This window comes from Sinobaca sp. H24 (assembly GCF_023845525.1).
Window position 1 is genome coordinate 143,683 of record NZ_JALBWT010000007.1, and the last position, 22,784, is coordinate 166,466.

Annotated in this window: 19 protein-coding genes, 1 tRNA gene and 4 pseudogenes; 14 read left to right on the plus strand and 10 right to left on the minus strand. The window is 43.6% G+C overall.

Annotation, left to right across the window (positions count from 1 at the left end; genetic code table 11):
• Positions 1-250: 250 nt before the first annotated feature.
• Both MMY81_RS12015 and MMY81_RS12020 read left to right on the plus strand, forming a co-directional pair.
• Positions 251-2,028: pseudogene (locus MMY81_RS12015) on the plus strand (L-lactate permease).
• A 424-nt stretch (positions 2,029-2,452) separates the two neighbouring features.
• Positions 2,453-2,527: transfer RNA gene (locus MMY81_RS12020), tRNA-Arg, on the plus strand.
• 321 nt (positions 2,528-2,848) lie between these two features.
• Here MMY81_RS12020 and MMY81_RS12025 read toward each other — a convergent pair.
• The 5 genes and pseudogenes from MMY81_RS12025 to MMY81_RS12045 all read right to left on the minus strand — a co-directional run bounded on the left by MMY81_RS12025 (position 2,849) and on the right by MMY81_RS12045 (position 5,708).
• Positions 2,849-3,178 carry a DUF4352 domain-containing protein gene (locus MMY81_RS12025; RefSeq protein ID WP_252313091.1) on the minus strand — a complete coding sequence of 110 codons (330 nt, stop codon included), beginning with the start codon at positions 3,176-3,178 and terminating at the stop codon, positions 2,849-2,851.
• A 5-nt stretch (positions 3,179-3,183) separates the two neighbouring features.
• Positions 3,184-3,387 carry a hypothetical protein gene (locus MMY81_RS12030; protein WP_252313092.1) on the minus strand — a complete coding sequence of 68 codons (204 nt, stop codon included), beginning with the start codon at positions 3,385-3,387 and terminating at the stop codon, positions 3,184-3,186.
• A gap of 536 nt (positions 3,388-3,923) precedes the next feature.
• A complete protein-coding gene (locus MMY81_RS12035) occupies positions 3,924-4,526 on the minus strand; it encodes an ABC transporter permease (RefSeq protein WP_252313093.1) in 603 nt (200 codons plus the stop codon).
• Positions 4,527-4,534: 8 nt separating this feature from the next.
• The gene (locus MMY81_RS12040) at positions 4,535-4,738 is read right to left on the minus strand and encodes a hypothetical protein (RefSeq protein WP_252313094.1); all 204 of its coding nucleotides are present in this window, start codon (positions 4,736-4,738) and stop codon (positions 4,535-4,537) included.
• Positions 4,739-4,768: 30 nt separating this feature from the next.
• Positions 4,769-5,708: pseudogene (locus tag MMY81_RS12045) on the minus strand (ATP-binding cassette domain-containing protein).
• Between the two features lie 120 nt (positions 5,709-5,828).
• Here MMY81_RS12045 and MMY81_RS12050 point away from each other — a divergent pair.
• The 3 genes and pseudogenes from MMY81_RS12050 to MMY81_RS12060 all read left to right on the plus strand — a co-directional run bounded on the left by MMY81_RS12050 (position 5,829) and on the right by MMY81_RS12060 (position 8,874).
• Entirely contained in the window at positions 5,829-6,275 is a 447-nt protein-coding gene (locus tag MMY81_RS12050) for a MarR family winged helix-turn-helix transcriptional regulator (RefSeq protein ID WP_252313095.1), read from the plus strand.
• Positions 6,276-6,280: 5 nt separating this feature from the next.
• A pseudogene (locus MMY81_RS12055) lies at positions 6,281-8,323 on the plus strand (molybdopterin-containing oxidoreductase family protein).
• 71 nt (positions 8,324-8,394) lie between these two features.
• On the plus strand, positions 8,395-8,874 hold the full coding sequence (locus tag MMY81_RS12060) for a GNAT family N-acetyltransferase (protein WP_252313096.1): 480 nt from the start codon (positions 8,395-8,397) through the stop codon (positions 8,872-8,874).
• Here MMY81_RS12060 and MMY81_RS12065 read toward each other — a convergent pair.
• The gene (locus MMY81_RS12065; protein ID WP_252313134.1) at positions 8,813-9,517 is read right to left on the minus strand and encodes a GntR family transcriptional regulator; all 705 of its coding nucleotides are present in this window, start codon (positions 9,515-9,517) and stop codon (positions 8,813-8,815) included. The genes MMY81_RS12060 and MMY81_RS12065 overlap by 62 nt on opposite strands.
• Before the next feature lie 177 nt (positions 9,518-9,694).
• Between MMY81_RS12065 and garR the strand changes: the two genes are divergently transcribed.
• The 5 genes and pseudogenes from garR (at position 9,695) to MMY81_RS12090 (ending at position 15,430) form a co-directional block, all read left to right on the plus strand.
• The gene (garR, locus tag MMY81_RS12070) at positions 9,695-10,630 is read left to right on the plus strand and encodes a 2-hydroxy-3-oxopropionate reductase (RefSeq protein WP_374561722.1); all 936 of its coding nucleotides are present in this window, start codon (positions 9,695-9,697) and stop codon (positions 10,628-10,630) included.
• Positions 10,630-12,059 (plus strand): annotated as a pseudogene (locus tag MMY81_RS12075) (four-carbon acid sugar kinase family protein). Before garR ends, MMY81_RS12075 begins: the two are co-directional and overlap by 1 nt.
• Positions 12,060-12,072: 13 nt before the next feature.
• A complete protein-coding gene (locus tag MMY81_RS12080; protein ID WP_252313098.1) occupies positions 12,073-13,422 on the plus strand; it encodes a GntP family permease in 1,350 nt (449 codons plus the stop codon).
• A 134-nt stretch (positions 13,423-13,556) separates the two neighbouring features.
• The gene (locus MMY81_RS12085) at positions 13,557-14,609 is read left to right on the plus strand and encodes an aldo/keto reductase (RefSeq protein ID WP_252313099.1); all 1,053 of its coding nucleotides are present in this window, start codon (positions 13,557-13,559) and stop codon (positions 14,607-14,609) included.
• 14 nt (positions 14,610-14,623) lie between these two features.
• Positions 14,624-15,430: a carotenoid biosynthesis protein gene (locus tag MMY81_RS12090; protein WP_252313100.1), complete on the plus strand. Its 807-nt coding sequence runs from the start codon at positions 14,624-14,626 to the stop codon at positions 15,428-15,430.
• 45 nt (positions 15,431-15,475) lie between these two features.
• On the opposite strand, the gene MMY81_RS12095 is transcribed toward MMY81_RS12090, so the two are convergent.
• Entirely contained in the window at positions 15,476-15,670 is a 195-nt protein-coding gene (locus tag MMY81_RS12095; RefSeq protein WP_120192975.1) for a hypothetical protein, read from the minus strand.
• 331 nt (positions 15,671-16,001) lie between these two features.
• On the opposite strand from MMY81_RS12095, the gene MMY81_RS12100 reads away from it, so the two are divergent.
• Genes MMY81_RS12100 through MMY81_RS12110 form a run of 3 tightly spaced genes read left to right on the plus strand, consistent with a single transcriptional unit; the run spans position 16,002 to position 18,969 of the window.
• Positions 16,002-16,187 (plus strand): hypothetical protein, encoded by a 186-nt coding sequence (locus tag MMY81_RS12100; protein WP_252313101.1) that lies wholly within the window; start codon positions 16,002-16,004, stop codon positions 16,185-16,187.
• 17 nt (positions 16,188-16,204) lie between these two features.
• On the plus strand, positions 16,205-17,452 hold the full coding sequence (locus MMY81_RS12105; protein WP_252313102.1) for a hypothetical protein: 1,248 nt from the start codon (positions 16,205-16,207) through the stop codon (positions 17,450-17,452).
• A complete protein-coding gene (locus tag MMY81_RS12110) occupies positions 17,449-18,969 on the plus strand; it encodes a glycosyl hydrolase family 18 protein (RefSeq protein ID WP_252313103.1) in 1,521 nt (506 codons plus the stop codon). Before MMY81_RS12105 ends, MMY81_RS12110 begins: the two co-directional genes overlap by 4 nt.
• 50 nt (positions 18,970-19,019) lie before the next feature.
• Here the strand turns inward: MMY81_RS12110 and MMY81_RS12115 are convergent, their stop codons facing one another.
• The 3 genes from MMY81_RS12115 to MMY81_RS12125 all read right to left on the minus strand — a co-directional run bounded on the left by MMY81_RS12115 (position 19,020) and on the right by MMY81_RS12125 (position 21,622).
• Positions 19,020-19,910 carry a polysaccharide deacetylase family protein gene (locus tag MMY81_RS12115; RefSeq protein ID WP_252313104.1) on the minus strand — a complete coding sequence of 297 codons (891 nt, stop codon included), beginning with the start codon at positions 19,908-19,910 and terminating at the stop codon, positions 19,020-19,022.
• Complete coding sequence (pgaD, locus tag MMY81_RS12120) at positions 19,907-20,404, minus strand: poly-beta-1,6-N-acetyl-D-glucosamine biosynthesis protein PgaD (RefSeq protein WP_252313105.1); 498 nt, start codon at positions 20,402-20,404, stop codon at positions 19,907-19,909. Before pgaD ends, MMY81_RS12115 begins: the two co-directional genes overlap by 4 nt.
• Before the next feature lie 126 nt (positions 20,405-20,530).
• Entirely contained in the window at positions 20,531-21,622 is a 1,092-nt protein-coding gene (locus MMY81_RS12125) for a glycosyltransferase (RefSeq protein WP_252313106.1), read from the minus strand.
• A gap of 288 nt (positions 21,623-21,910) precedes the next feature.
• Here MMY81_RS12125 and MMY81_RS12130 point away from each other — a divergent pair, with 288 nt between their 5' ends.
• The gene (locus MMY81_RS12130) at positions 21,911-22,735 is read left to right on the plus strand and encodes an aldo/keto reductase (protein ID WP_252313107.1); all 825 of its coding nucleotides are present in this window, start codon (positions 21,911-21,913) and stop codon (positions 22,733-22,735) included.
• The last annotated feature ends 49 nt before the right edge of the window (positions 22,736-22,784 follow it).

Here is a 22,784-nt window from a genome sequence, read left to right on the forward strand (position 1 = left end):
GCTGTTATATAAATGCCCAATATGTAAGCGCTTAAATTTGTATATTTGTACATATCTATTTTTTACAGGACACATTACGATAAAAAAGACAGTGTGGATACCAAAATTTACAGAAAACGGAGAAAATTCGGATTGTAATAAAAGCGCTTTCATTGTATGCTTTTATTATAAAGGAAACAAGGTTTCTTATTAGGAAACAATGAACTACATACCATTTATTTTATAAAACGAAAATGAAGGGGGAAACACTATGAGTACAGGTTTACTAGCATTGCTGTCGCTGCTTCCTATTCTGGTTGTAGGTATATTCCTTGTTGGGTTAAGGTGGCCGGCAAGTAAGGCTATGCCGTTGTCTTTATTGGTAGCGGTAGTGCTGGCTTTTTTGTATGGGGGGTTCCGGGAAACGTAGTCGCCGCTGCTTCTCTGAATGGTTTAATCACTGCCGGAACGCTTTTGTTTATTATTTTCGGAGCGATTCTTTTATTGAACACTCTTCAGGAAAGCGGGGCCATGCGGACGATCCGCCAGGGCTTTACGGATATTTCCCCGGACCGCCGTGTCCAGGTTATTATCATTGCCTGGCTGTTTGGATCTTTTATTGAAGGGTCAGCTGGTTTTGGAACACCGGCTGCAGTAGCTGTTCCGCTGTTAGTAGGACTTGGTTTCCCGGCAATGGCCGCAGTAGTCGCCGGCATGATTATCCAAAGTACGCCGGTGTCCTTTGGGGCAGCAGGAACCCCGATGCTGGTAGGAGTGCAGACCGGGCTTTCCGCTGATGCTTCTATTACATCAAACTTTCTGGCTCTCACAACAGAAATTGCCGGCCAGGTAGCGATTCTTCACGCCATTGCCGGATTATTTATTCCATTATTCGTAGTAGCAGTTATGACCAGATTCTTCGGAAAAAACAAATCATTCGCTGAAGGTATTAAAATATGGAAATTTGCGTTATTTGCCTCAGTGGCTATGACGATTCCATACGTCATTGTAGCCAATGTGCTTGGCCCTGAATTCCCGTCTATGGTCGGAGGTCTTGTTGGACTGCTTATCGTTATTACAGCTTCCAAAAGAGGGTTTCTTATGCCGAAAGGAGACGACATTTGGGATTTCGACGAAAAATCGAAATGGGATCCGGAATGGACCGGCAGCATTGAAATTAAGGATATCGGACATAAGAGCGGCAGCATGAGCATGGTAAAAGCATGGACGCCGTACGTTTTAATTGGGCTGTTCCTTGTCTTATCCAGGCAGGCATTTCTGCCTTTTCAAGGAATCCTTCAGTCCTTAACGCTGGAGTATCCAGGGATATTCGGTTCTGACATAACGGCTAGTTTCCAGCCTTTATATTCCCCTGGCTTTACTTTTATTCTCGTATCCGTTATTACATTTTTCCTTCATGGCATGGACAGTCAGTCCTATGCAAGAGCTTGGAAACAGTCCGGAAAAACGATGCTGGCCGCTTCGGTCGCTCTGATTTTCACAGTACCGATGGTGCAGGTGTTTCTAAACTCCGGCGGGGGCACGGCCGGTTATGCTGAAATGCCGGTAGTGCTGGCAAACAGCGTAGCTTCCTTTACAGGAGACTTGTGGCCGATATTCGCTACATTTGTAGGGGGACTGGGTGCATTTATTGCAGGAAGTAACACAGTAAGTAATATGATGTTCTCGTTATTCCAATACAACGTAGGAACACAGATTGGCGTTAACCCGAACTGGGTGGTGGCACTGCAGGCGGTAGGCGGTGCAGCAGGTAATATGATCTGCGTGCACAACGTAGTAGCAGCCTGCGCCGTAGTAGGATTAGTAGGAAAAGAAGGACTCATCATTCGAAAGACGCTGCTTCCTTTCTTCTACTATGCATTATTAGCCGGATCGATTGGATATTCGATAGTCTGGATCGGAGAAAAAGGATTCTTTAATCTTGGTACTTTAATTACAGCAGCTATTTTCCTTCTTGTCATCTACATTATTGCGAGCAATAAAAAGAGACTGGGAAATGATATTCAAAATAGAAAAGCAGTATCGTAAGTAAAAAACAGCCGGCTTCTCCATAAGGAGAGGCCGGCTGTTTCGTTTATTTTCTTCGGTCTTTTGTGAAATACGTGACGTATATATACTTGATAACAAAAAAGAAAACTAGAAAGAAGAAGATAAAAACAAGTGTATTCAAAAAACCAGTTTACATTTAAGTCTACAATGTAATGCAGAAAAAGGTTCGTTAATAAAGCAGAAGCAAAAGCGACAAAAAATGTACTGTTCATTAGACTATCGTATCCCCTGGATCTGTTCAATTCCGTCACGCTCCTTTATAGAAAAGTATATTATACTATACCCTTTAAATGGAAAGTGGTAACCATAGGATGATCAATTCTTAAATGGAACAAATGTTCGGTTTACAGTTATTTTAAAAATAGCGCATAATCATAAAGGATTGTACAATACCAAATCCCATGCCCTAGTAGCTCAGAGGAAGAGCAACAGCCTCCTAAGCTGTAGGTCACAGGTTCGAATCCTGTCTAGGGCGCCATTTTACTTTTTGCATAATAATAAAAAACGGATGCTTATGTGAGATAAGCATCCGTTTTTAGGCTGTTGAAAAAGACAAAAAATAAGTATTTTTATACAAAATCTTTACAGGGGTGCTTTCCGCAGGCCATGCCTCAGCTAAAGAGGGAAAAACGCCTCTTTATCTTCTGCTATGGCTGTTCTGCTGGAGTCACCCCTGTTTATTTTTCTTCTTCATTTTCTTGAATAAATAATATAGCCACCAATACATAAAATTCACAACTATAATACAAGCATATTATTTTGTTTGTATAAATTTACAATAGATCAATTAGTAACCTTGTTACTCTGTTAAATTAACAACTGCAGAATTGCTGCCAAACATACCTTCATTCAGCTGAGCTTGTAAATCATCTGATTCTGCTACATCTGGATTTACGTCAAATACAACTTCACCGCTGTTTGAGGAGCCGGGATTAATCTGTTCTAAAAATAAATCAGAATTAACTCCATCGGCATCGTAAGTGTTTCCACTACTTAATAGAGAAAGGTAAGAAGAATCCATAGTGATGGCTTCACTACCGTTATTTGTAACGTCAACATCCAATACTATAAAAATGCCGTTCGCTTCTTGCTCCATGCCTTCTGCTCCTGCGCTGCTGGCTGTATCCATATTATTTATAACATATGTAACATCACCTGCTTGGGCTTCTTCTCCATGGAATAAACTTCTTCATTGCTTTCAGATGAATTCTCAGAGGAACTTTCCCCATCTTCATTAGAGGTAGATGCTTCATCACCACCACTAACTGCTACGATAATAATAACAATGATAACGAGAATACCGATAAGTCCTAAACAACCAATTCCAAATTTTTTCAAGTGAAGCGCCTCCTAATTTCGTATATCTATATAAAACCAATTATCTGGTTATTAATTTGCAGAAATCATTTTAGTTTCAAAAGTAAAAGAAATAGTTTTACTGATGATTTCTTTCCTGATCTTTTGTATTACGTCAATTGTAACAACTATAGTGAACAAAATGTAACAAAAAAGGGAATTTATTATATATTTATAAAAAATGTCCATAAAAAACTGCTGATAATTCACTAAGAGTGACTTAGGTATATATTTCCTCAACTTTATAACCTGTAAGGGTTTGCTGTGTTCTTTAATTTATTTCTTCTGAAATTAAATACGCTTTAAAGGATATTTATGTAAGAGATTGATGCCCAATAAACAAAACTTCATTATTTTAAACACTTCAATCAACTTAGGTTATAAGTACTATAAATATTGTTTGATCAGGTTTTCTCAAAAAGTCTTTTTAAACAGAAAACAGCGAACCTTTATTTACCTGTGAAAAGGCAAAGGTCCGCTGTTGTATATGGCGCTGCAAAAAAAAGCAGCATCCGTTTTTAGGCGTTGGCGCGTCTGAAGCTGAGCGTAGCAAATAGAATAAGAATAACGGTGAAGGTGAAAATAAATGCGATTTCCATAGCAACAGTCAGCGTGGTGCCGAAAAGCTGAAGGTTAAGTCCCATGGCGTCCCGTATCATAGGGGAGAGGCTTTCCACGTCGATCATTATTTTCTTCATCACGTCAACGCCATAGGTAACCGGGTTGAGTTTAACGACTACGTCCATCCAGCCGGGCATATTGTTAATAGGGAATAATGCGCCCGATAGAAAAATCATCGGCATGACCAAAATCTGGACAATGAGCTGGAATCCCTGTGTAGAACGCAGAAAGCTTGCGATCAAAAGACCGAAGGAGGACAGGGCACAGGCCAGCAGAAACATAAATGGGACTACCAGAAGCAGGGAGGTCAGGCTGTAATTAATTCCGAGAAACGGAATAAGCAGAAAAAGCATGATCCCCTGAAAAGTAGCGATTGTTGAGGCACTTAATACTTTTCCGACGGCAATACTCACCCTTGAAATCGGGGAGACGAGTATTTCCTTCATGTAGCCGAAGTTTTTGTTCTTCAATAATGGATAATGAAGAAAAATAGAAGTCATCAAGAGAGTCATGGAAACATACCGGGAAACACAAACTGCAGGTATTGAAAATCCTCTCCGGCATCAGGCATGCTGCTGCCGATCAAGCTTTCCATCGTACCTCCCATGCCTCCGCCGAAAATCAGCAGAAACAGGATCGGCATGGAAAAAGAACCGATTAAACGCGCACGGTCCCGGAAAAAACGAGTCATGTCCTCTAATCCAAATAGCAAATATACCTTCCATAGCTTTGTGTCTCCTCTCTATTGTTTTTCTGGTTCAGTGCTGCCGATATTCCGGCCGGTAAAAGAAAGAAATACATCATTTAAGGTAGGCTTTCTAATATTCAGCCGGGTTAAAGGCACTTCCAGATTTTTAATGAATTCTGAAATAAACGCGTCGCTGCTTGCTACTTTCAGGTAAATAATATCTTCTTTGGACGTTACTTCAGCTTCGGGGCTTTTGCCTGAATTTCGAGCATCGCTTTTTCATTGTCCTGCGTAGAAAGCTCAATAATGTCGCCGCCGAGCGTATTTTTCAGATTTTCGGGTGAGTCCATTGCAATAATTTTCCCGTGATCCATAATAGCAATCCGGTCGCTGATTTCCGCTTCATCAAGGTAGTGGGTAGTTAAAAACATCGTAATACCTTCTTTTTCTTTTAAACGGAGAATGTATTCCCAAATGTGTGCTCTCGTCTGCGGATCAAGACGACCGTCGGCTCATCGAGAAAAAGAACTTTCGGATAATGGAGCAGGCCGCGGGCGATTTCGAGCCGTCTTTTCATTCCCCCGGAGAACGTTTCGACTCTGTTTTCCTTTTCTTCCACCAAGTCGACAATCATAAGAACTTCCTGGATCCGCTCTTTTCTCTTACTGCGGGGTACGTTATAAAACCGGCAGTGAAGCATCAGGTTTTCCTTTGCCGTCAGCTTTTCATCAAGCGTGTTTTCCTGAAAAATAATCCCGATGCTTTTCCGGACATCGCGTCGGTCTTTGTTGCCATCAAAGCCGTTTATAGTAATGCTTCCGCTTGTCGGGGCAAGCATTGTACAGATCATGTTGATGGTTGTGCTTTTTCCGGCACCGTTGGGACCAAGAAAGCCGAAAATTTCTCCTTCTTTTACATCAAAGTCAATGGAATCAACAGCTGTTTTGTCTTTATATGTTTTATTGAGCTCACGAACTTCAATAATGTTATTCATTCTGTCACCCGCTTCTGTTATAATTAGTTATGATATCATAACTAATTATTCCTCTTTTGCAGAAAGAAGTCAATTGATCCATGCAGAAAAAGAAATGAAGGATAAAATAGAGGTGCGAACATGCCATTAACAAAAGAAGAACAGGTAGCAGACCGGCTGCTTGCCGTATTCCCGCTGATTAAAAGAAAATTTATGCCTATGCAGTCACTTCATTGTGATGGCCTGCATCGTACGCACTTTATGATTCTGCGTATGCTTCAGGAAAAAGGCAGAATACGACCGACGGATCTGGCCAGGGAAATGGGTATTCAAAAATCCAATATAACGCCGCTGTTAAAGAAGATTCTGGAACACCAGCTGGCGGAAAAGCGCAGGGATGAGACAGACAAACGGGTAATGTATATACACCTCACAGAAGCAGGAGGGCATTTTTTGGAAGTGCAGCACGGCCGGTTTCATGAGAGTGTAGCAGCAAGACTGCAGGCCCTGGAAGCGGACGATCTTGATACACTCGCTGCCGCTGTCCGATCTCTTGAAGAAGTATTATTGAAAATAGAGGAGGAGTAAGCAGAATGGAAAAAGTAAAGCAGGACGGCGTATATAAATCTGTCTGTCCCCTCGACTGCCCCGATCAGTGCGGTCTGTTGATCCATAAAAAAGAAGGACGCATTGAAAAAATAGAAGGAGATCCTGATCATCCTGTCACACAGGGCGCGATATGCAACAAAGTACGAAATATGAAAGAACGGCTGTATGATGAAAAGCGCCTGACTCATCCATTAAGGCGGACGGGGAAAAAAGGGGAAGGTGTATTCGAGCGGATTACGTGGAGCGAAGCAATAGAAGAAATAACGCAGCGATGGAAACAGCTCATTAAAACGGAAGGGCCGCAGAGTATTCTGCCATACAGCTTTTTACGGAAATATGGGTAACCTCAGCGCAGAAGGGATGGGGCACCGCTTTTTTCACTATATGGGGGCGAGCCGTCTGGAACGGACGATTTGTTCTACAGCCGGAGGCGTCGGTTATAACTATACAATGGGATCGAGCATAGGGACCGATCCTGAGGATACCGAGGATGCGAAACTTATTATTTTCTGGGGGATTAATGCGGTTAGTACTAATATGCATCAGATTACCCAGGCACAGAAGGCGAGGAAAAAAGGAGCAAAAGTAGTAGTCATCGACGTTCATAAAAATCAGACGGGCGCCGCTTTGCCGACTGGTTTATTCCCATTAAGCCCGGTACGGATGCCGCTCTCGCTTTAGGGATGATGCATATTTTATTTGCAGAGGATCTTGTAGACCACGCGTTCATGAAAAAATATACGATCGGTCGTGACGAGCTTAAACAGGAAGCCGCTTCCTATACTCCTGAAGTGGTATCCGCTATTACAGGGGTCAGCCAAAAAGATTTATACGAGCTGGCACGGATGTACGGCAAAGTAGAGCCTGCATTTATCCGTATTGGCAACGGCATCAGCACCATGATAACGGCGGTATGTGTGTACGTACCATTGCCTGTCTTCCGGCTCTTACCGGCCAGTGGCTGAAAAAGGGAGGCGGAGCCATTAAAGGCAACAGTGCCGTTCTTGCTTTTAATACAACAGCTATGCAGCGTCCGGATCTGCTGGCAGATAAACGAACGCGTGCTATTAATATGAATCAGATCGGAGAAGCTCTGTTAACAAAAAAAAGAGCCGGCAGTCCGTTCCATGTATGTCTATAACAGTAATCCTGCGCTTGTGGCGCCGGAAACAAATAAAGTTCATCAAGGATTGGCGCGGGAAGATCTGTTTCTGGTCGTCCACGATATGTTTGCAACAGAAACTGCCCGTTATGCAGATATTGTTCTACCTGCAGCCTCCAGCTTTGAAAGTACCGATTTCTACACCTCCTACTGGCATCATTACGTCCAGATGCAGCAGCCGGTCATGGAACCGTACAGCGAAAGCAAAAATAACGCAGAGGTGTTCCGCCTGCTGGCAAAAGCGATGGCATTTGATGAGCCTGCTTTGTATGAGAAAGATGAAGAAATGATTGCACAGGCTTTCAAAAACACTGGAAATAAAAGCGCCGACCATGTTACACTTGGCGGCTTGAAGCAGGATCATTATATAAAAGCCCATCGTTCGGATAATTGGCTCGAACATCTTGCTACGCCGAGCGGAAAGATCGAGCTGTTTTCAGAGAAAATGGAAAAGGCCGGATTTTCAGGTGTACCGACGTATCAGCCGCTTCCCGATGAAGAAGGGGATTTTCTGTTTATTCCGGCACCCAATCATCATTTCCTGAATTCTACGTTTGCTCATAACGCAAAGCATACCAAGCTTGAAAAAAAGCCTAAAGCTTTTATAAATGAGGAAGATGCCAACGCTTTAGGTATCCAGAATGAAGATATGGTGCGTTTGTATAATTCACGGGGAGAATGTCTTCTTCCTGCCTCCGTCGGAGATACTGTGCTTTCCGGAGTGATCGTCACGCAGGGTCTTTGGGCTGATGAACCGGGGACCGCCAGACGTGTAAACGACCTGACGCCGGACAGGCTGGCAGATATGGGAGGTGGAGCGACATTTTTTTCCGGTCGGGTCCATGTGGAGAAAGCGGAAATATGATAAAATAATGATTACTCAGAAGGTCTTTTTTAACGCGAAGGCCTTCGCGGACGGATAAGGAGCACGGATATATGATTATTCCATTAAATGTGGAAGACGCCGATACAGCGCAGCGTATTCTGGAGCTGCAGCGCACGGCCTATCGGATTGAAGCAGATATGATGGAAACAGACGATATACCTCCTATGCGCGATAACGAGTCCGCTCTCAAAAAGTGCGGGGAGTCTTTTTATGGATATGAACACGATGGAGCGGTTATCGGACTTGTCTCCTATCATTTAAAAGAAGGCATGCTCGAGCTTTGCCGGCTGGTGGTTTCCCCTTCCTATTTCCGAAAAGGAATCGGCAGGCAGCTTGTCGAATTTGTACTTCGTGAACCGTCCTGGGATTTTGCAACTGTATGCACCGGGAGCGTGAACGAACCGGCCTTGTCGCTTTACAAAAGTGAAGGTTTTCAGGAGGCCGAAGAGCTGGAGGTGTCTCCGGGAATTATTTTGACCCGTCTGGAACAGACAAAATCAGATGCAGAATCAATAAAGAAACCGTCCTGACACCTTGTGTCGGGACGGTTTCTTTATTGATTCTAAAAACATGAAGAGAAAAATCCAGATCTGCCTGCAGGTGCTTTTTCATCAGCTGTTCAGCTTGATCAGGCTGATGCTGCCGGATGGCTTTGTATATTTTTTCGTGCTCTTCGATAAGAAGAGGACGCTGGTGATAAACTACGGTTTTTCGAAACAGATAAATAATAGATTGCATTTGGTCAATAATACCGATCATGACGGGGTTTCGGCTGGCCTGCATAATAATATCATGAAACTGTTTGTTTGCTTCCATTACTTCTTCTTTTGAGCCTGATTTTCCAATATCTACACATTGGCGGAGAACGTCTAAATGTTCTTCAGTCATATAGGAAGCGGCGGCACGGGCCGCTTCTCCTTCAAGAAGAATACGAACCTGAAACGAATGGCGCAGATCGCTTTCTGTAGGCTGAATGACTTTCTTTTTCGAAATAAGGCCTTCCTGCTCCAGACGGCGGATGGATTCACGGATAGGGGTACGGCTGACTCCAATATCATCAGCAAGCCGTTCTTCTACAAGCTTTGTGCCGCCTTCTATCTCTCCGCTCAATATTCTATCTCTAATAATTTCGTAAGCTTTTATATAAGCGTGCTGAGTAGATTGTTTAGCCATCATAGTTGTGTTCCTGAAGTATTTAAAATAAATCCTTCAGTCGCGCCTCCTTAACATACTTAATAAATAAGTCTTTCTTTTAGTATAGAGCTTACATGAAAGAATGAAAAGAACAGAAAATGTATACAATTTTAAAAAAATGTATACAAAATATAAGCAATCGTGTACAATCGCTTTATGAATGAAAACGCTTTTATTATTAGGAGGCAGAAAAAAATGAATATTGGTTTTATCGGACTGGGAATTATGGGAAAACCTATGGCACTAAATTTACTGAAAAAAGGCTATAACGTTACAGTGTTTGATATAAACACGACAGCGGTTCAGGAGCTTGCAGGGCAGGGGGCATCGGCTGCTTTCACACCAAAAGAAACAGCAGCAGAGAAAGATATAGTCATTACGATGCTTCCGCAGGCGGTGCACGTAGAAAGTGTTCTTTTTGGACCGGAAGGGGCGGCGGAGTCACTGAAAGCAGGCTCTGTAGTAATAGATATGAGTTCTATTTCTCCAGTGGTTTCCAAGAGTTTGTCTATAAGGCTGAGCGAGCAGAGCATACATATGATTGATGCGCCTGTAAGCGGAGGAGAACCGAAAGCGATAGATGGCACATTGGCTATTATGGCCGGAGGGGAAAAAAGTGTTTTTGAACAAGTATATGAGGTGCTTGAAGGAATGGGAGAAGAGATTACGCTTGTTGGAGACAGCGGGTGCGGGACAACAGCAAAGCTGGCCAATCAAATTATTGTAAACGTAAACATAGCAGCGATGTCAGAAGGACTTGTTCTTGCTGCAAAAGCCGGTATCAATATTGAAAAAATGTATCAGGCTATTCGTGGAGGTCTCGCAGGCAGCGCAGTATTAGATGCGAAAATTCCTAAAATTCTGGATAGGGACTTTATAGCAGGGGGGCGTATTGACATTAACATGAAGGATTTAACCAATGTAATGGAAACCGCACATGCTCTGGATACGCCGCTTCCTTTATCAAGCCAGGTGCTGGAAATGTTTCATGCTATGAAAGCAGACGGGAAAGCGGCAGACGACCACGGGGGTCTTGTACAGTATTACGAGAAATTAGCTCATACAGAAGTAAAGCGCAAGGAGGAACTGTAATGAAAGTACTAGACTATCACGATGTGCAGAACTCTTTTGAACCTATTAATGAAGAAAAAATAAATACTCTCTGGAAAGCAGAACGAGCATCTTTTTCCCATCAGATCATCGTACTGGATGATGATCCGACAGGAGTCCAGACCGTGCATGGGGTATCGGTTTATACAGATTGGACAGAAGAAATAATTGAAGAAGGATTTGAAGAAACGGGAAATATTTTCTTCATTTTGACCAATTCCCGAGCTTTAGATTCGAAAGAGACGGAACATCTGCACAAAACAATTGCCGAAAGAATTGAACGCGTCGCTGCGCAGAAGAAAGTTCCCTATCTTATTATCAGCCGTGGAGATTCTACTCTGCGGGGCCATTATCCACTGGAAACGGAAGTGCTGAAAGATACGCTCGAAAAGCAGACGGACAGTAAAGTCGACGGAGAAATTATCCTGCCGTATTTCAAACAGGGTGGAAGGCTGACAATCGATAATGTTCATTACGTAAAACAGGGAGAAAAGCTGATTCCTGCCGGTCAGACAGAATTTGCTGAAGACCGGACATTCGGTTTCACCTCGAGTCATCTTGGTGAATGGGTGCAGGAAAAAACGGAAGGGCGCTATAAAAAAGATAAAGCTATATATATAAGCCTTGCTTCTCTTCGAGGGTTGCAGATAGAGGCTATAACTGAACAGCTGCTGGCGGTGCAGAATTTTCATAAAGTGATCGTCAATGCTGTAGAAGAAGCAGATGTCAGGGTTTTCACGATTGCGTTGATGCGGGCTTTAAGGCAAAACAAAAAATTCCTCTATCGAACAGCTGCCACATTTACAAAAATTATTGGAGATATTTCTGAAAAGGCGCTGCTTGAAAAAAAAGATCTTCTTTCAGCAGAAAGCCAAAAGGGTGGACTGATTGTTATCGGTTCCCATGTAAAGAAAACAACGCAGCAGCTGGAAGCTTTAATGGAATTAGGAGATCTGCGCTTTATTCATTTTGACAGCCACTTAATTGTAGAGCCGGAAGTTTTCCAAAAAGAAGTAGAAAACGTTCAAAAGCAGGTAGATAACGGTTAAAAGAAGGAATTACTACCGTTGTATACACAAATCGCGAGCGTCTCGACATGGGAGAAGGCAGAAAAGAAGAAGAATTGAAACAATCGGTGCGGATTTCAGATGCTCTGACAAGTATTGTACGGAATGCTGCGTCAAGTCCGGCTTACATTCTGGCTAAAGGTGGCATTACATCAAGTGATGTGGGGACCAAAGGGCTGGGAGTAAGAAAAGCTACAGTGAAAGGTCAGATTGCACCTGGAATTCCAGTATGGGAGACGAAGGAAGAAAGTCTGTTTCCTTATATCCCCTATATTGTTTTCCCTGGAAATGTTGGAGAGATAGATACGATGAAAAAGATTGTGATGATGCTCGAGCAGAGCTGAAGGAGGAAAAAGGATGTTAACTGGTAATTTATTAATTCTTGTATTTATCTTATCACTGGCTGCTTTATTCTTTTTAATTTTAAAGCTCAAGCTCGAGCCTTTTATTGCATTAATAGGGGTGGCTTTTGCCACCGCTCTTGCAGTAGGTATTCCCGCAGCTGACGTGCCGGGAGTTGTAACAACGGGTTTTGGTGAAACGTTAATAGGAGTCGGGATTTTAATAGGCCTGGGCGTTATATTTGGACAGTTTCTGGCAGCCTCTGGTGCTATTGAAAAAATAGCGCAGGCTGTTCTGAAAGTATTCGGCATCCAGAAATCTCCTATGGGGCTCGCTCTTACAGGAACCGCTGTTTCTATACCAGTGTTTTTTGATGCTGCATTTGTTATTTTAAGCGGGTTAATTAAAAGCCTTTCGAAAAAAACAGGTATTTCTATTGTCAGTTTTGTAACCGCTTTAGGAGTTGGATTGATTGTTTCCCATAGTATGATTGCCCCAACTCCCGGCCCGCTGGTTGTAGCAGAAAATACTAATTCAGATCTTGGTTTATTTATATTGTACGGTATTATCTGCGCGGTTCCGGCTACAATCGTTGGTGGATACTTGTATGGCATGTTTATTGGAAGGCATGTAAAATCTGTTGTCGATTTAGAAGAAACAATAGCAGAAAAAGTAGCAGCTGAACCAAAGAAAGAAATCAGCACATCTTTATCCTTTGCCCTTCTTATTCTTCCGATCTTTTTAATTCTGGCTAATACGATATCGCAGTTCTGGATTGGAGAGGGAATACTCTCTACTATTATTGGGTTTATCGGGGACAAAAATGTGGCCTTATTTATAAGTGTGATTGTCGCTGTTGTAGTGCTGCGTCCTTACATTTCAACCTCCAGTCAGACTCTTTATTCAGACGCTATCAGTTCAGCAGGTCTGATTATCCTTGTAACAGGAGCCGGTGGTGCATTTGGCGCTGTTATTAACCAAAGCGGAATTGGTGATCATTTAATTGCTGTCATGCAAGGCTGGAGTATTCCTGTTTTTATACTGGCCTTCATTTTCTCACAGATTTTACGCGCCTCTCTAGGGTCTGCAACAGTAGCTCTTGTTACAACGTCCAGCATTCTCGGTCCGCTTGCCGGAGAGCTTGGAGCTTCTCCTGTTCTGCTGGGACTGGCTATATGTGCCGGTGCTGTTGGTCTATCTCTTCCAAATGACTCCGGATTCTGGGTTGTAAATAAATTTGGTAAGCTGACAATTCCGCAAACGCTGAAAGCATGGACTGTCGGAGGATTTATCGCTGGCCTTACTGCTCTTGGAATGGTGTACCTGCTGCAAGCACTATCTGGTATTCTTCCGGGACTATCTTAACGAACAGAACACGCCCTGATGCAGCGGCGTGTTTTTGTTTTGCCGAATACAGATAGAAGGAAAAGGTGTGGATGAATGCTTTTGTGGGAAGATATAATAGAAAAGACCTTTAGTATAGAAAGGAAGCGAATAGAATGAAGTACCGGAGATTAGGAAAAACCAATTTAGATGTATCCGTTATCGGCCTGGGAACATGGCAGTTTGGCGGAGAATGGGGCATTGATTATAAACAAAAAGAAGTGGATGCCATTTTTAACAAAGCGGAAGAAACCGGCATTAATTTTATCGACACCGCGGAGTGCTATGGAGACCATTTATCCGAGGAATTCATAGGGGCAGCCATCGAAAAAAACAGGGACCGCTGGGTGCTTGCTACCAAGTTCGGCCACAAATTTCATGATTTGTATGAGCGCACCCGTCATTACAAAGCAGAAGACGTGCAAAAGCAGCTGGAGGATTCTCTCAGGGCTCTACGTACTGATTATATTGATATCTACCAGTTTCATTCAGGAACAGATGAAGAATTTGATAATGATGCGCTTTGGACAATGCTTGATAAGCAGGTAGAGGCTGGAAAAATAGGCCATATCGGCTTGTCGATCAGTAAAAACGATAATACGTACCAGACAAAACATGCGGCTGATATTGGTGCCAAAAGCATGCAGATCGTCTACAACCGTCTGGACCGGACGCCGGAAGAAGAAGTGTTCTCTCTCTGTGAAGAGCAGGATCTTGGCGTCATGGCACGTGTTCCAATGGCAAGCGGCTATTTAAGCGGGAAATATAAACCCGGTGCTGTATTTGCAGATAATGATGTTCGTCACCGTCACGACAAAGAAGAAACCCGCAAAAAGCTGGAAATGGTAGAAACGTTATATAATACGGAAGTACCGGAAGGCGTTCCTATGTCCCAGTGGGCGCTGGCATGGTGTCTGAAACATCCGGCTGTTTCCACAGTTATTCCAGGATGTAAAAATCCGGAACAGGTAGAAGCCAACGCGAAAGCTGCAGAATTGATATTGTTACAACAAACCATCCACAGGCCGTGCAGAAATAAATGGAAGAGGGTCCCTCAAAGCAGGGATCCTTTATTCTGTCAAAAAACATTCACGGCGCTTTGCTTTTCTTATAACGAACGCTTCTGTATATTAGAGAAAGTACAATACATAGTCAAAGCGGGGTATTAGATGAGAAATACTGCTTGGGATCACTGGCTGTTTCGATTTTTCTGACCTGGTACAGTATTGGAGTTGTCCTTCTTCTGCTTGACCTGGTACCCTCCTGGCTGGAATGGGCTAATGCCGTTTATTTATGGGGAGCCGGTCTGATTGGTGCTGTTTACCTGGCGAGAACCTATGGAACAGCGCTTGGTACTTTACTGGCACTGATCATTTTCTTTTTTTCGATGACGCTTGAAGGCATTGGTGTCCAGTACAACTTATTTTTTGGGAGCTATGAGTATAATTCTGATTTTGGAATGATGATTCTCGGCGTGCCGCTCACCATAGGAGCCGCGTGGGTAGCGATTGTAGCGACGTCGCATAATATTGTAAAGTATATTTACTGGCTGTTTCCTGCAGCAAGCAGATGGCGCAGGGCGCCGGGGTTTATCTTTCTGGGGGGGATTCTTGTAGTCGGCATTGATTTCGTTCTCGATCCGGTTAACTATAAGCTGCAGGAGTACTGGCTTTGGAATGAAGGAGGCTGGTATTATGATATTCCTTTCTCTAATTTTCAAGGCTGGTTTATTATCGGTATCCTGATGCATGCACTTTTGTTTTTTGTCCTGCGGAACCATTCCGGCTTTAAGCTGAATCGGTCCGTTTACTGGGAGCCGAGAGCTGCTGCGGTTTATGTACTGATGACGGCAATGTTTACGATTCTTGCTGCGGCCGGAGGTCTGTGGGTGGCAGGAGTGATCGGTCTGGTGCTGGTTATTGTATGTACTGTTATTACAGTGCAGGGAAATAAGCTGGCGAGGAAACGACGCTTGAGCCGAGTACAGTAATGAAAAAACAAGCAAAGCAGACAGATCCTGCTTTGCTTGTTTTTATCAGCGCTGCTTTTTGTCGAGCCAGCGTCTATTCCACCCATCCAATGTTTTCTTGGCCGGGTAAACGGTGACGGCGAGGATGGCTAAAATAACCAGGGCCGCGACAGGCTGGCTTCCAAGAAGAAAAATAAGGACAGCTAGAGCTGCAAGGAAATAAATAAATCCCAACAGCACATATATGATGAAAGAATCCATGTATCTTCACTTCTTTCGCTGGGATTTTATGCTGCTGCGCTTTCTATAAAGCGTTGTGAAAACAGGAAGCATAGAAAATAAAAACAGGACAAGGGCCCCGCCTGTGAGCAGTAGAAGAACGTCTCGCGTAAAAAACGTGAAAAAGGCATGTTCGTATGGTTCAAGTAATAAATATAGTCCGGTCAAAAACAACAGAAGAATAAGAGAAAAGAAAGGGAAAAGCAGTAAGCGAAGCATGGGTATTCCTTCTTTCTCAGTATGAATACCATTATTTTACCATTAATTCTGCCTGAATACGTCATAGAAGCCAGGATGAAAAGGAGGAAATTATATGAAAAGTAGTAAGTTTAAGCTGTTTCTTGTATTAGTATGGATTCTGCTCGGGGTATGGAACCTCGGTCTTGCAGCGGCGGTTTATTTTATCGTTGGCAATTTTATCTGGGCCCTTGCCCATGTACTGGCCGGACTCATGTTTTTAGCTGTAAGTGTATGGGTAAAAAAGAAGAATACGATATAAAAGAAAGAGGGCCCGGCATGAGCAGATATCCGGTTATTTTATGCTATCACGGCGTAACAGACAAAAGAAGCGAAACGGACGAGCTGGTTTCTCATATTGACGATATAAAAGCGCAGATAACTATGCTTCAAAACCAGGGATATGTATTTGTTTCTCCTTCGAAGTTTCCGGAATGGTATGAGGGACGTACCGCTGGAAATCCTCCTGCCGTTATTCATTTCGATGATGCATTGGAAAGTATGGATACCGCAGCACAGTGGCTGATAACAGAAGCCATTCCTTTTGGCATTGCTGTTATTGCCTCCAGGCAGCGAAAACGAATTCCGGAAGATGGGTATTTGTCATGGAAACAGATCGCCTCTTATGTGGATACCGGGCTGGCTGAACTTCTCCATCATACGTATGACGCGCATCATTACGTTTTAAACAAGGAAGATGGAAGCACGGCATCCGCCCCTTTTCTCGAAGCACCGCCCTGGATAGAGGACGGGATTGTAATGTGGGAGGAAAAGAAAGGATCACCGAAAGTGTATGAGCGGAGACTTCTGGAAGATTCTTTGGCTTTTCCTATTTTCGGAACCGATCCGGAAACCGGGCAGCCGATTGAATCGTCCGTCACCTTTCAACCGAAAAAAACAGCTCTTGTTCAGGAGCTCACTATTTTTGCCTGCGGACATGCCGGTGTCCCGCACGAAGTAGAAGTGGAAATAAGAATTAACGAGAAGTCCGTCTTCAGTGGAAGCCTGTCTGCAGACTGGACAGAAAACGAATGGATAGTATTTTCCTTCACCGAAAGAATGAAATTGAAGCAGGGGAAAGAAACGACCGTACGCTTTATTACTAAAAATCAGGGAAACGGTACGTTCCGTGCACATGCCCGGCTTAATGCAGAACAGGACAGCACCGCTGTAAGTACGGACGTCTCTGCCGACATTGAAGCAGGCGCCCTATGGCCGGTGAAATTAATAGGACTGCTCGGCAGCGGTGAAGGCTCTCCAATGAGCAGTAAAGTCTATAAGAGTCTGATTAGAGAAGATGTGCAGCTTTGGAATTCTGCCGTTCAGACCTACCTTGGCGCAGAGTGGATTGAACATAAAGGGAAAATAGAAAACCATACACCAGACCAGCAGGAAACAGCCGGCACAAGTGAAGCCGGAGAGAAAATACACACCTCTTTTATTATGAAGCGGCGGCTGATTTTACAGCCGAACTCATCAAGTTCCACTGGGGAGGAGCGGGAGGATCATGGTATCCATTCCGAATGACCGTTTCGATTCAAGAAGCCGAAGGAAAAGACCCTGTTGAAGCCGCATCGTATGTGCCTGGATGGGGAGAAGAGATGGAAGAGGCTGCATTAAAACCGTATGCTTTTCAAAAGGGAAAACGATACGTTGTGACATTGGAAACCAAAGGGATTCCTTCTGCAAATCCAGGATATCTAACAGTCAAAAATGGAGAAACTCCCTTTGTCTTTATGGAAGCAGTACCACAGCAGAAAAAGCATCAGGCTGATCAATTTTGTTTTCCGTTTGGAGCCTATTATCCTCAAACCGACGAAGGGGATACAATGGTGCACCCTGTTATCCGGGAAATGTTGAAAAGAGAAAACATACAGGCAGGATGGAGTGTTTATCCGGAACGAATCCGGCTCAGAGGAGAACCGGCAGAGCCGGGCCTCCGGCATGACCGTTATGCCCTTCCGAGGTTTATGGTGTATGGGGACGCTGACAATGCTTCCCTGCTTCGGCAGCTTGAAGTGTATACAGGACTTCTCTTTGACAAAAAATCAAACCTGAAGGAAACGCCTCTAAGACAGATATCGATTGAATACGATGCAGCCGGCACAGCCACGCTCTATAATCATTCCTTTTCGTATGCAGCGTTTGATACGTATTATTTCGAACACGGCGGACATATTGAACCGGGAGACATTAACGAAAAGGATAAGCAGGCGGCTAAAGAACGCGGAGCAGATATACTGCTTGTTTTTTCCAACTTCAGCTTTGAACTCGATGAGCCGGATGGGGCCATTGCCCACAGCGTTCTTCAGGACAAATCCAATTACATCAGCCAAATTGCAGAAATATGCGAGCAGGGCGGCTGGGATGGAGTCACCATTAATCTGGAGTGGGTCTATCCCGGTGATAGACAGCCGATGAATGAATTTATAAAAGAATTAGCTTCCGTTCTTCACCAGAAGGGCAGGCTGCTTCATCAAACAGTTCCAGCTGCAACCGGCACTTCCTATGATCTAGAGGAGTGGACCGGATGGGCGGATTATAGATTTCTGGCGGAGCACGTAGACGCCCTGAAAATTATGTCCTATACCGAGGGAGTCGACGATGAGCCTCCCCAGCCTCATGCCCCGGATCATTTTCATCAGCAGGTGTATGACTGCGTGGACCGCTCCATCAGAAAAAAAGACCGGAATAAAATTTTGGTTGGCGTCAACGCTTTTGGACGCATATGGACAAAACAGGAAGATGGTTCTTTTCAAGGCAGGTATGTGACTACCCATGAAGCGGTGGCAGAAGCTGTTCTTCATAAAGCCTTTATCGAAGAATTTAAAAACGGGGAGTGTTTTTGGGAAACGGAAGAAGCTGCCTGTTATTTTTCTTCCCCTCTTACGATAGAAAGAGCTGAAAAGACGGCCGCCGCAAGAGGCTATGGCGGCATCGGAATATGGAAAGCAGACGATGGAGACGTCCTCGATTATTTCTATGAAGAGAAAGCCGTTGGCAGAAAGAAAAAGCCTTTTTATAAAAAATGGCTTCCGTGGTAAAAACGAAACAAGAGAAAGCAGCTCAGCTGCCTTCTCTTGTTTTTTTGTGGTTATGAAGCTTCCGGGTCATTTCGTTCCAGGTAAGGATCAATGTTTTCTTCAAAGAATGGTGTACTCAACAGAATACGGTTGGTCCAGTGAGGGTCTTCATCGGGCATAACGGCCCGTGGAGCAAGGATGTGTGTGCCTTCGATTCCCTGCGCTCGGGCAATGTCTGCAAGGTCTTCAGTGCCTTCACCAAAAGGATAAGCGAATTCGGTTACGTCAATATCGAGTTGGGATTCCAGCACTTCCACACTTTTAGCCAGATCTTCTTCGAACATTTCCTCATTTTCTTTTTCCAGGAAGATCGCTTTGTCCTGATTTTCCTCTGCAAGCTTATGAAGATCATGCGTATGCGAGCCGATCGTAGCAAGTCCACTGTCCCGGAGAGTTCTTAAATCGCCCCAATCTGCAAGTGGCTGGCTTTCGAAATCATTTTCGCCGACCTGCCCGGAAATAACAAATACAGTGAAGGGGATATCCCGTTCTTCGAGAATAGGAAGAGCTTCATCTACAATCGTTTTATCTGCATCATCAAAAGAAATCCAGACGCAGTTAGGAGGGAATTCCCCCTGCTCCTGATATTCACGAAGTTCATCGGGAGTAACGAAGGTGGCATTTTCTTCGATCATTTTATCGAGCTGATCTTCGAAATCATCGGAGTAGACAGTATACGTAGTCAGTTCATCAGAGTTGGTCATTGCTTGAACGCCTTTATTCCAGACGCTTCCATCTTTTACGCGGTGGTAGTTCAGGGCGAGGCAGCCCTCATCATTCAAAGGCTCCTCAAGCTTATGAATTTTTTCGCTTTCAGCCTGGTAATGAGGGATAAGGAACGCAGCCATTCCTCCTATAACCGCAATGACCAGAAGTATGCTCATTCCTTTTTTCAATTTCATGACCGCTTCCTTTCTTTTGAGATTTCTCTTACGGAACTTTTTGTGTCTTTTGAGATTTCTCTTACTGGACTTTTCGTGAAGGTCACATAGCGGGAGCTTTTGAGTTTATTGATATCTTTTTTAGACATCAGACCGAGCTCTTCCATATCAGCCTTAGTGGAATCAGGCGGATAATTTCTTCTTCTTAGTGAGCCGAAACGATGATAGTTGTATTTTCTCCACAGTAGAAGCAGTACGAGCATAGCGACAAAGGCTATCAGCGTACTCAGCATAAACGTTCGTATTTCTCCGTTGTTTATTTTAAAAGTGATTTTTAACAAACTGGAGTAGGGGTCGTTAATAAACAGTGCGGCGCTGAGAAAAAACCATGCGACCACTGCGCTGTAGGCCCAAAGTACAAGCGTAAGAATAACCGATACAAAAGTGGTCAGATAGGATTGGCGGGATTTGATTATGAATCGGTTTTGCGCTGGCCACGATCTGGGCTGTTCCATGTAGCATATCCTCCTTTAAGACGGGACTTGATTGTTTTAGGCATAGCGGCTACAACAACAAAAGCGTTGATAAACCAGTAGAAAATCGGGTACCAGGCAGCCCAGAAATAATAACGTTTAATCTGGTCATACTGCGAGTCGATACGGATCGAAACAAACAGCTGGATCAGGCACAAAAGGACAAGGGCAAACGATGTAAACGTCAGCCAGATCAATAGATCCTGCGGGGAATCTGAAAACATAATCAAATAGAAAGTGACGGATACCCATGCAAAAGACCAGAGCGTGCTGATGCACTGCTCGATATAAATGGGCCACAGCCTGCGGTGTTTTCCAGCTGAACATCAGATACCAGTACCGGAACATTACTTCCTGTCCGCCCTGGGCCCAGCGGACGCGCTGATTCCAGATGCCTTTAACGGTTTCCGGAACAAGCATCCAGCATAAAGCGCGCGGCTCGAAACGAATATCCCAGAAATTAGCCTGAAGCTTCCAGGAGACAGCAATATCTTCTGTAATCATGTCGCGGTCCCAGAGATTCACGTCAATCAGCGCTTTTTTACGAAAAGCGACAACGACACCGGAAACGGTCATAATTTTTCCGATGACGCGCTGGGTTCTTTTAATAGAGCCAATGATAGAAGCGTATTCTACGAGCTGCATCCGGCTGAGAAGCGTGTCGCGATTACGGATTCTCGGGTTCCCCGTAACGGCGCCCACTCTTTCTCCTCTGTGGAAGAAGTGCCGGATCAGGTGATGAATGGCATAAGGATCAAGAATGGCATCGCTGTCTACGCAGACAAGATATTCTGAATTAGAAGCATGAGCGGCCATGTGAAGGGCATTTGCTTTTCCTTTATTTTCCAGGCAGTCAATAACTCTTAAATTTGGATAATGATCAACAAGTTCATGAAGAGCATCGCTTGTATGGTCACTGCTTCCATCGTTAACCGCGATAATATCAAAAGACGGATAAGGAAGTTCATGAAGGAGGCGTATTGTTTCCCTTATGGTTTCTTCTTCGTTGTAACAGGGTACCAATATATTAACGTGAGGCCAGTTGATTTCATTTAAGTCAAGCGGTTCTCTGCGCTCTCTGTACCATGCAAACACGAGTGCTCCTGCTATCCAGAATAAAGACAATAAAAAAGGAGCAAGAAAAACAAATGGGGACGACCATTGTATAAATTCATTAGATGTTTCAAACCAAGCGGGCATTCTCAATCTCCTGTTCTTTAAAAAATTATTTTTAATACGCTATAACGAACGTATCGACAGTATAGACCCGTTCTTTATAAAACACAACAGCCTATTAATAATTTTTTGGGAAAGTATTGACATTTCCCTTACACTTCAAGGTTTTAATCAGTATGTTTCAATTTTGTTAATTTTTTATAACGAACGTTTAATGGACAATTATTCCGGAAAATCAAAGAAGAAGCATGTTTAAATAAGGAATGGTATAATTATTTCTGGATTCGAAATAATATTTGAAGGAGCGATAGGATGCAGCATGTAACGTTGAACAATAAATTAAAAATGCCTCAGCTTGGATTTGGAGTATGGCAGGTTGAGGACGACGAAGCCGCCTCGGCAGTAGAGAAAGCGATTCAGACAGGCTACCGCTCTATTGATACTGCTATGATTTATAAAAATGAGAATGGCGTAGGCCGTGGAATTAAAAACAGCGGCATTAATCGCGAAGATTTGTTTATAACAACAAAAGTATGGAATGCTGATCAAGGGTACGATAATACTATCCGTGCTTTTGACGAAAGTCTGGAAAGACTGGGCATGGATTATGTCGATCTTTATCTGATCCACTGGCCGACTCCGGAATTTGATGATTATGTGGATACGTATAAAGCAATGGAAAAGCTGTATAACGATGGAAAGGTAAAAGCCATTGGCGTCTGTAATTTCGATGTCGACCACCTGCAGCGTATTTTGGATGAATGTAATGTCAAGCCGGTGCTAAACCAAATTGAATGCCATCCATACCTTGCTCAGAAAGAAGTAAAAGAGTTTTGTGCGAAGCATGATATTTTTGTAGAAGCATGGAGCCCATTAATGCAGGGCGGCGATGTTTTAAAGGATGAGGTTGTTCAGAGTATTGCTAAAGAACACAGCAAAACTCCGGCACAGGTCGTTCTGCGCTGGCACCTTCAAAATAATACTATCGTTATTCCTAAATCGGTTACTCCGTCCCGTATTGAAGAAAACTTCGATGTGTTTGACTTTGAATTGTCTTCAGAAGAGATGCAGAAAATAAACGAATTGGACCGGGGCGAAAGAAAAGGACCTCAGCCAAGTGAAATGAATACACGCTAAGAACAGAAGAAAAAGCGCCTGCACGGCGCTTTTTTTTATGGGGAAAATA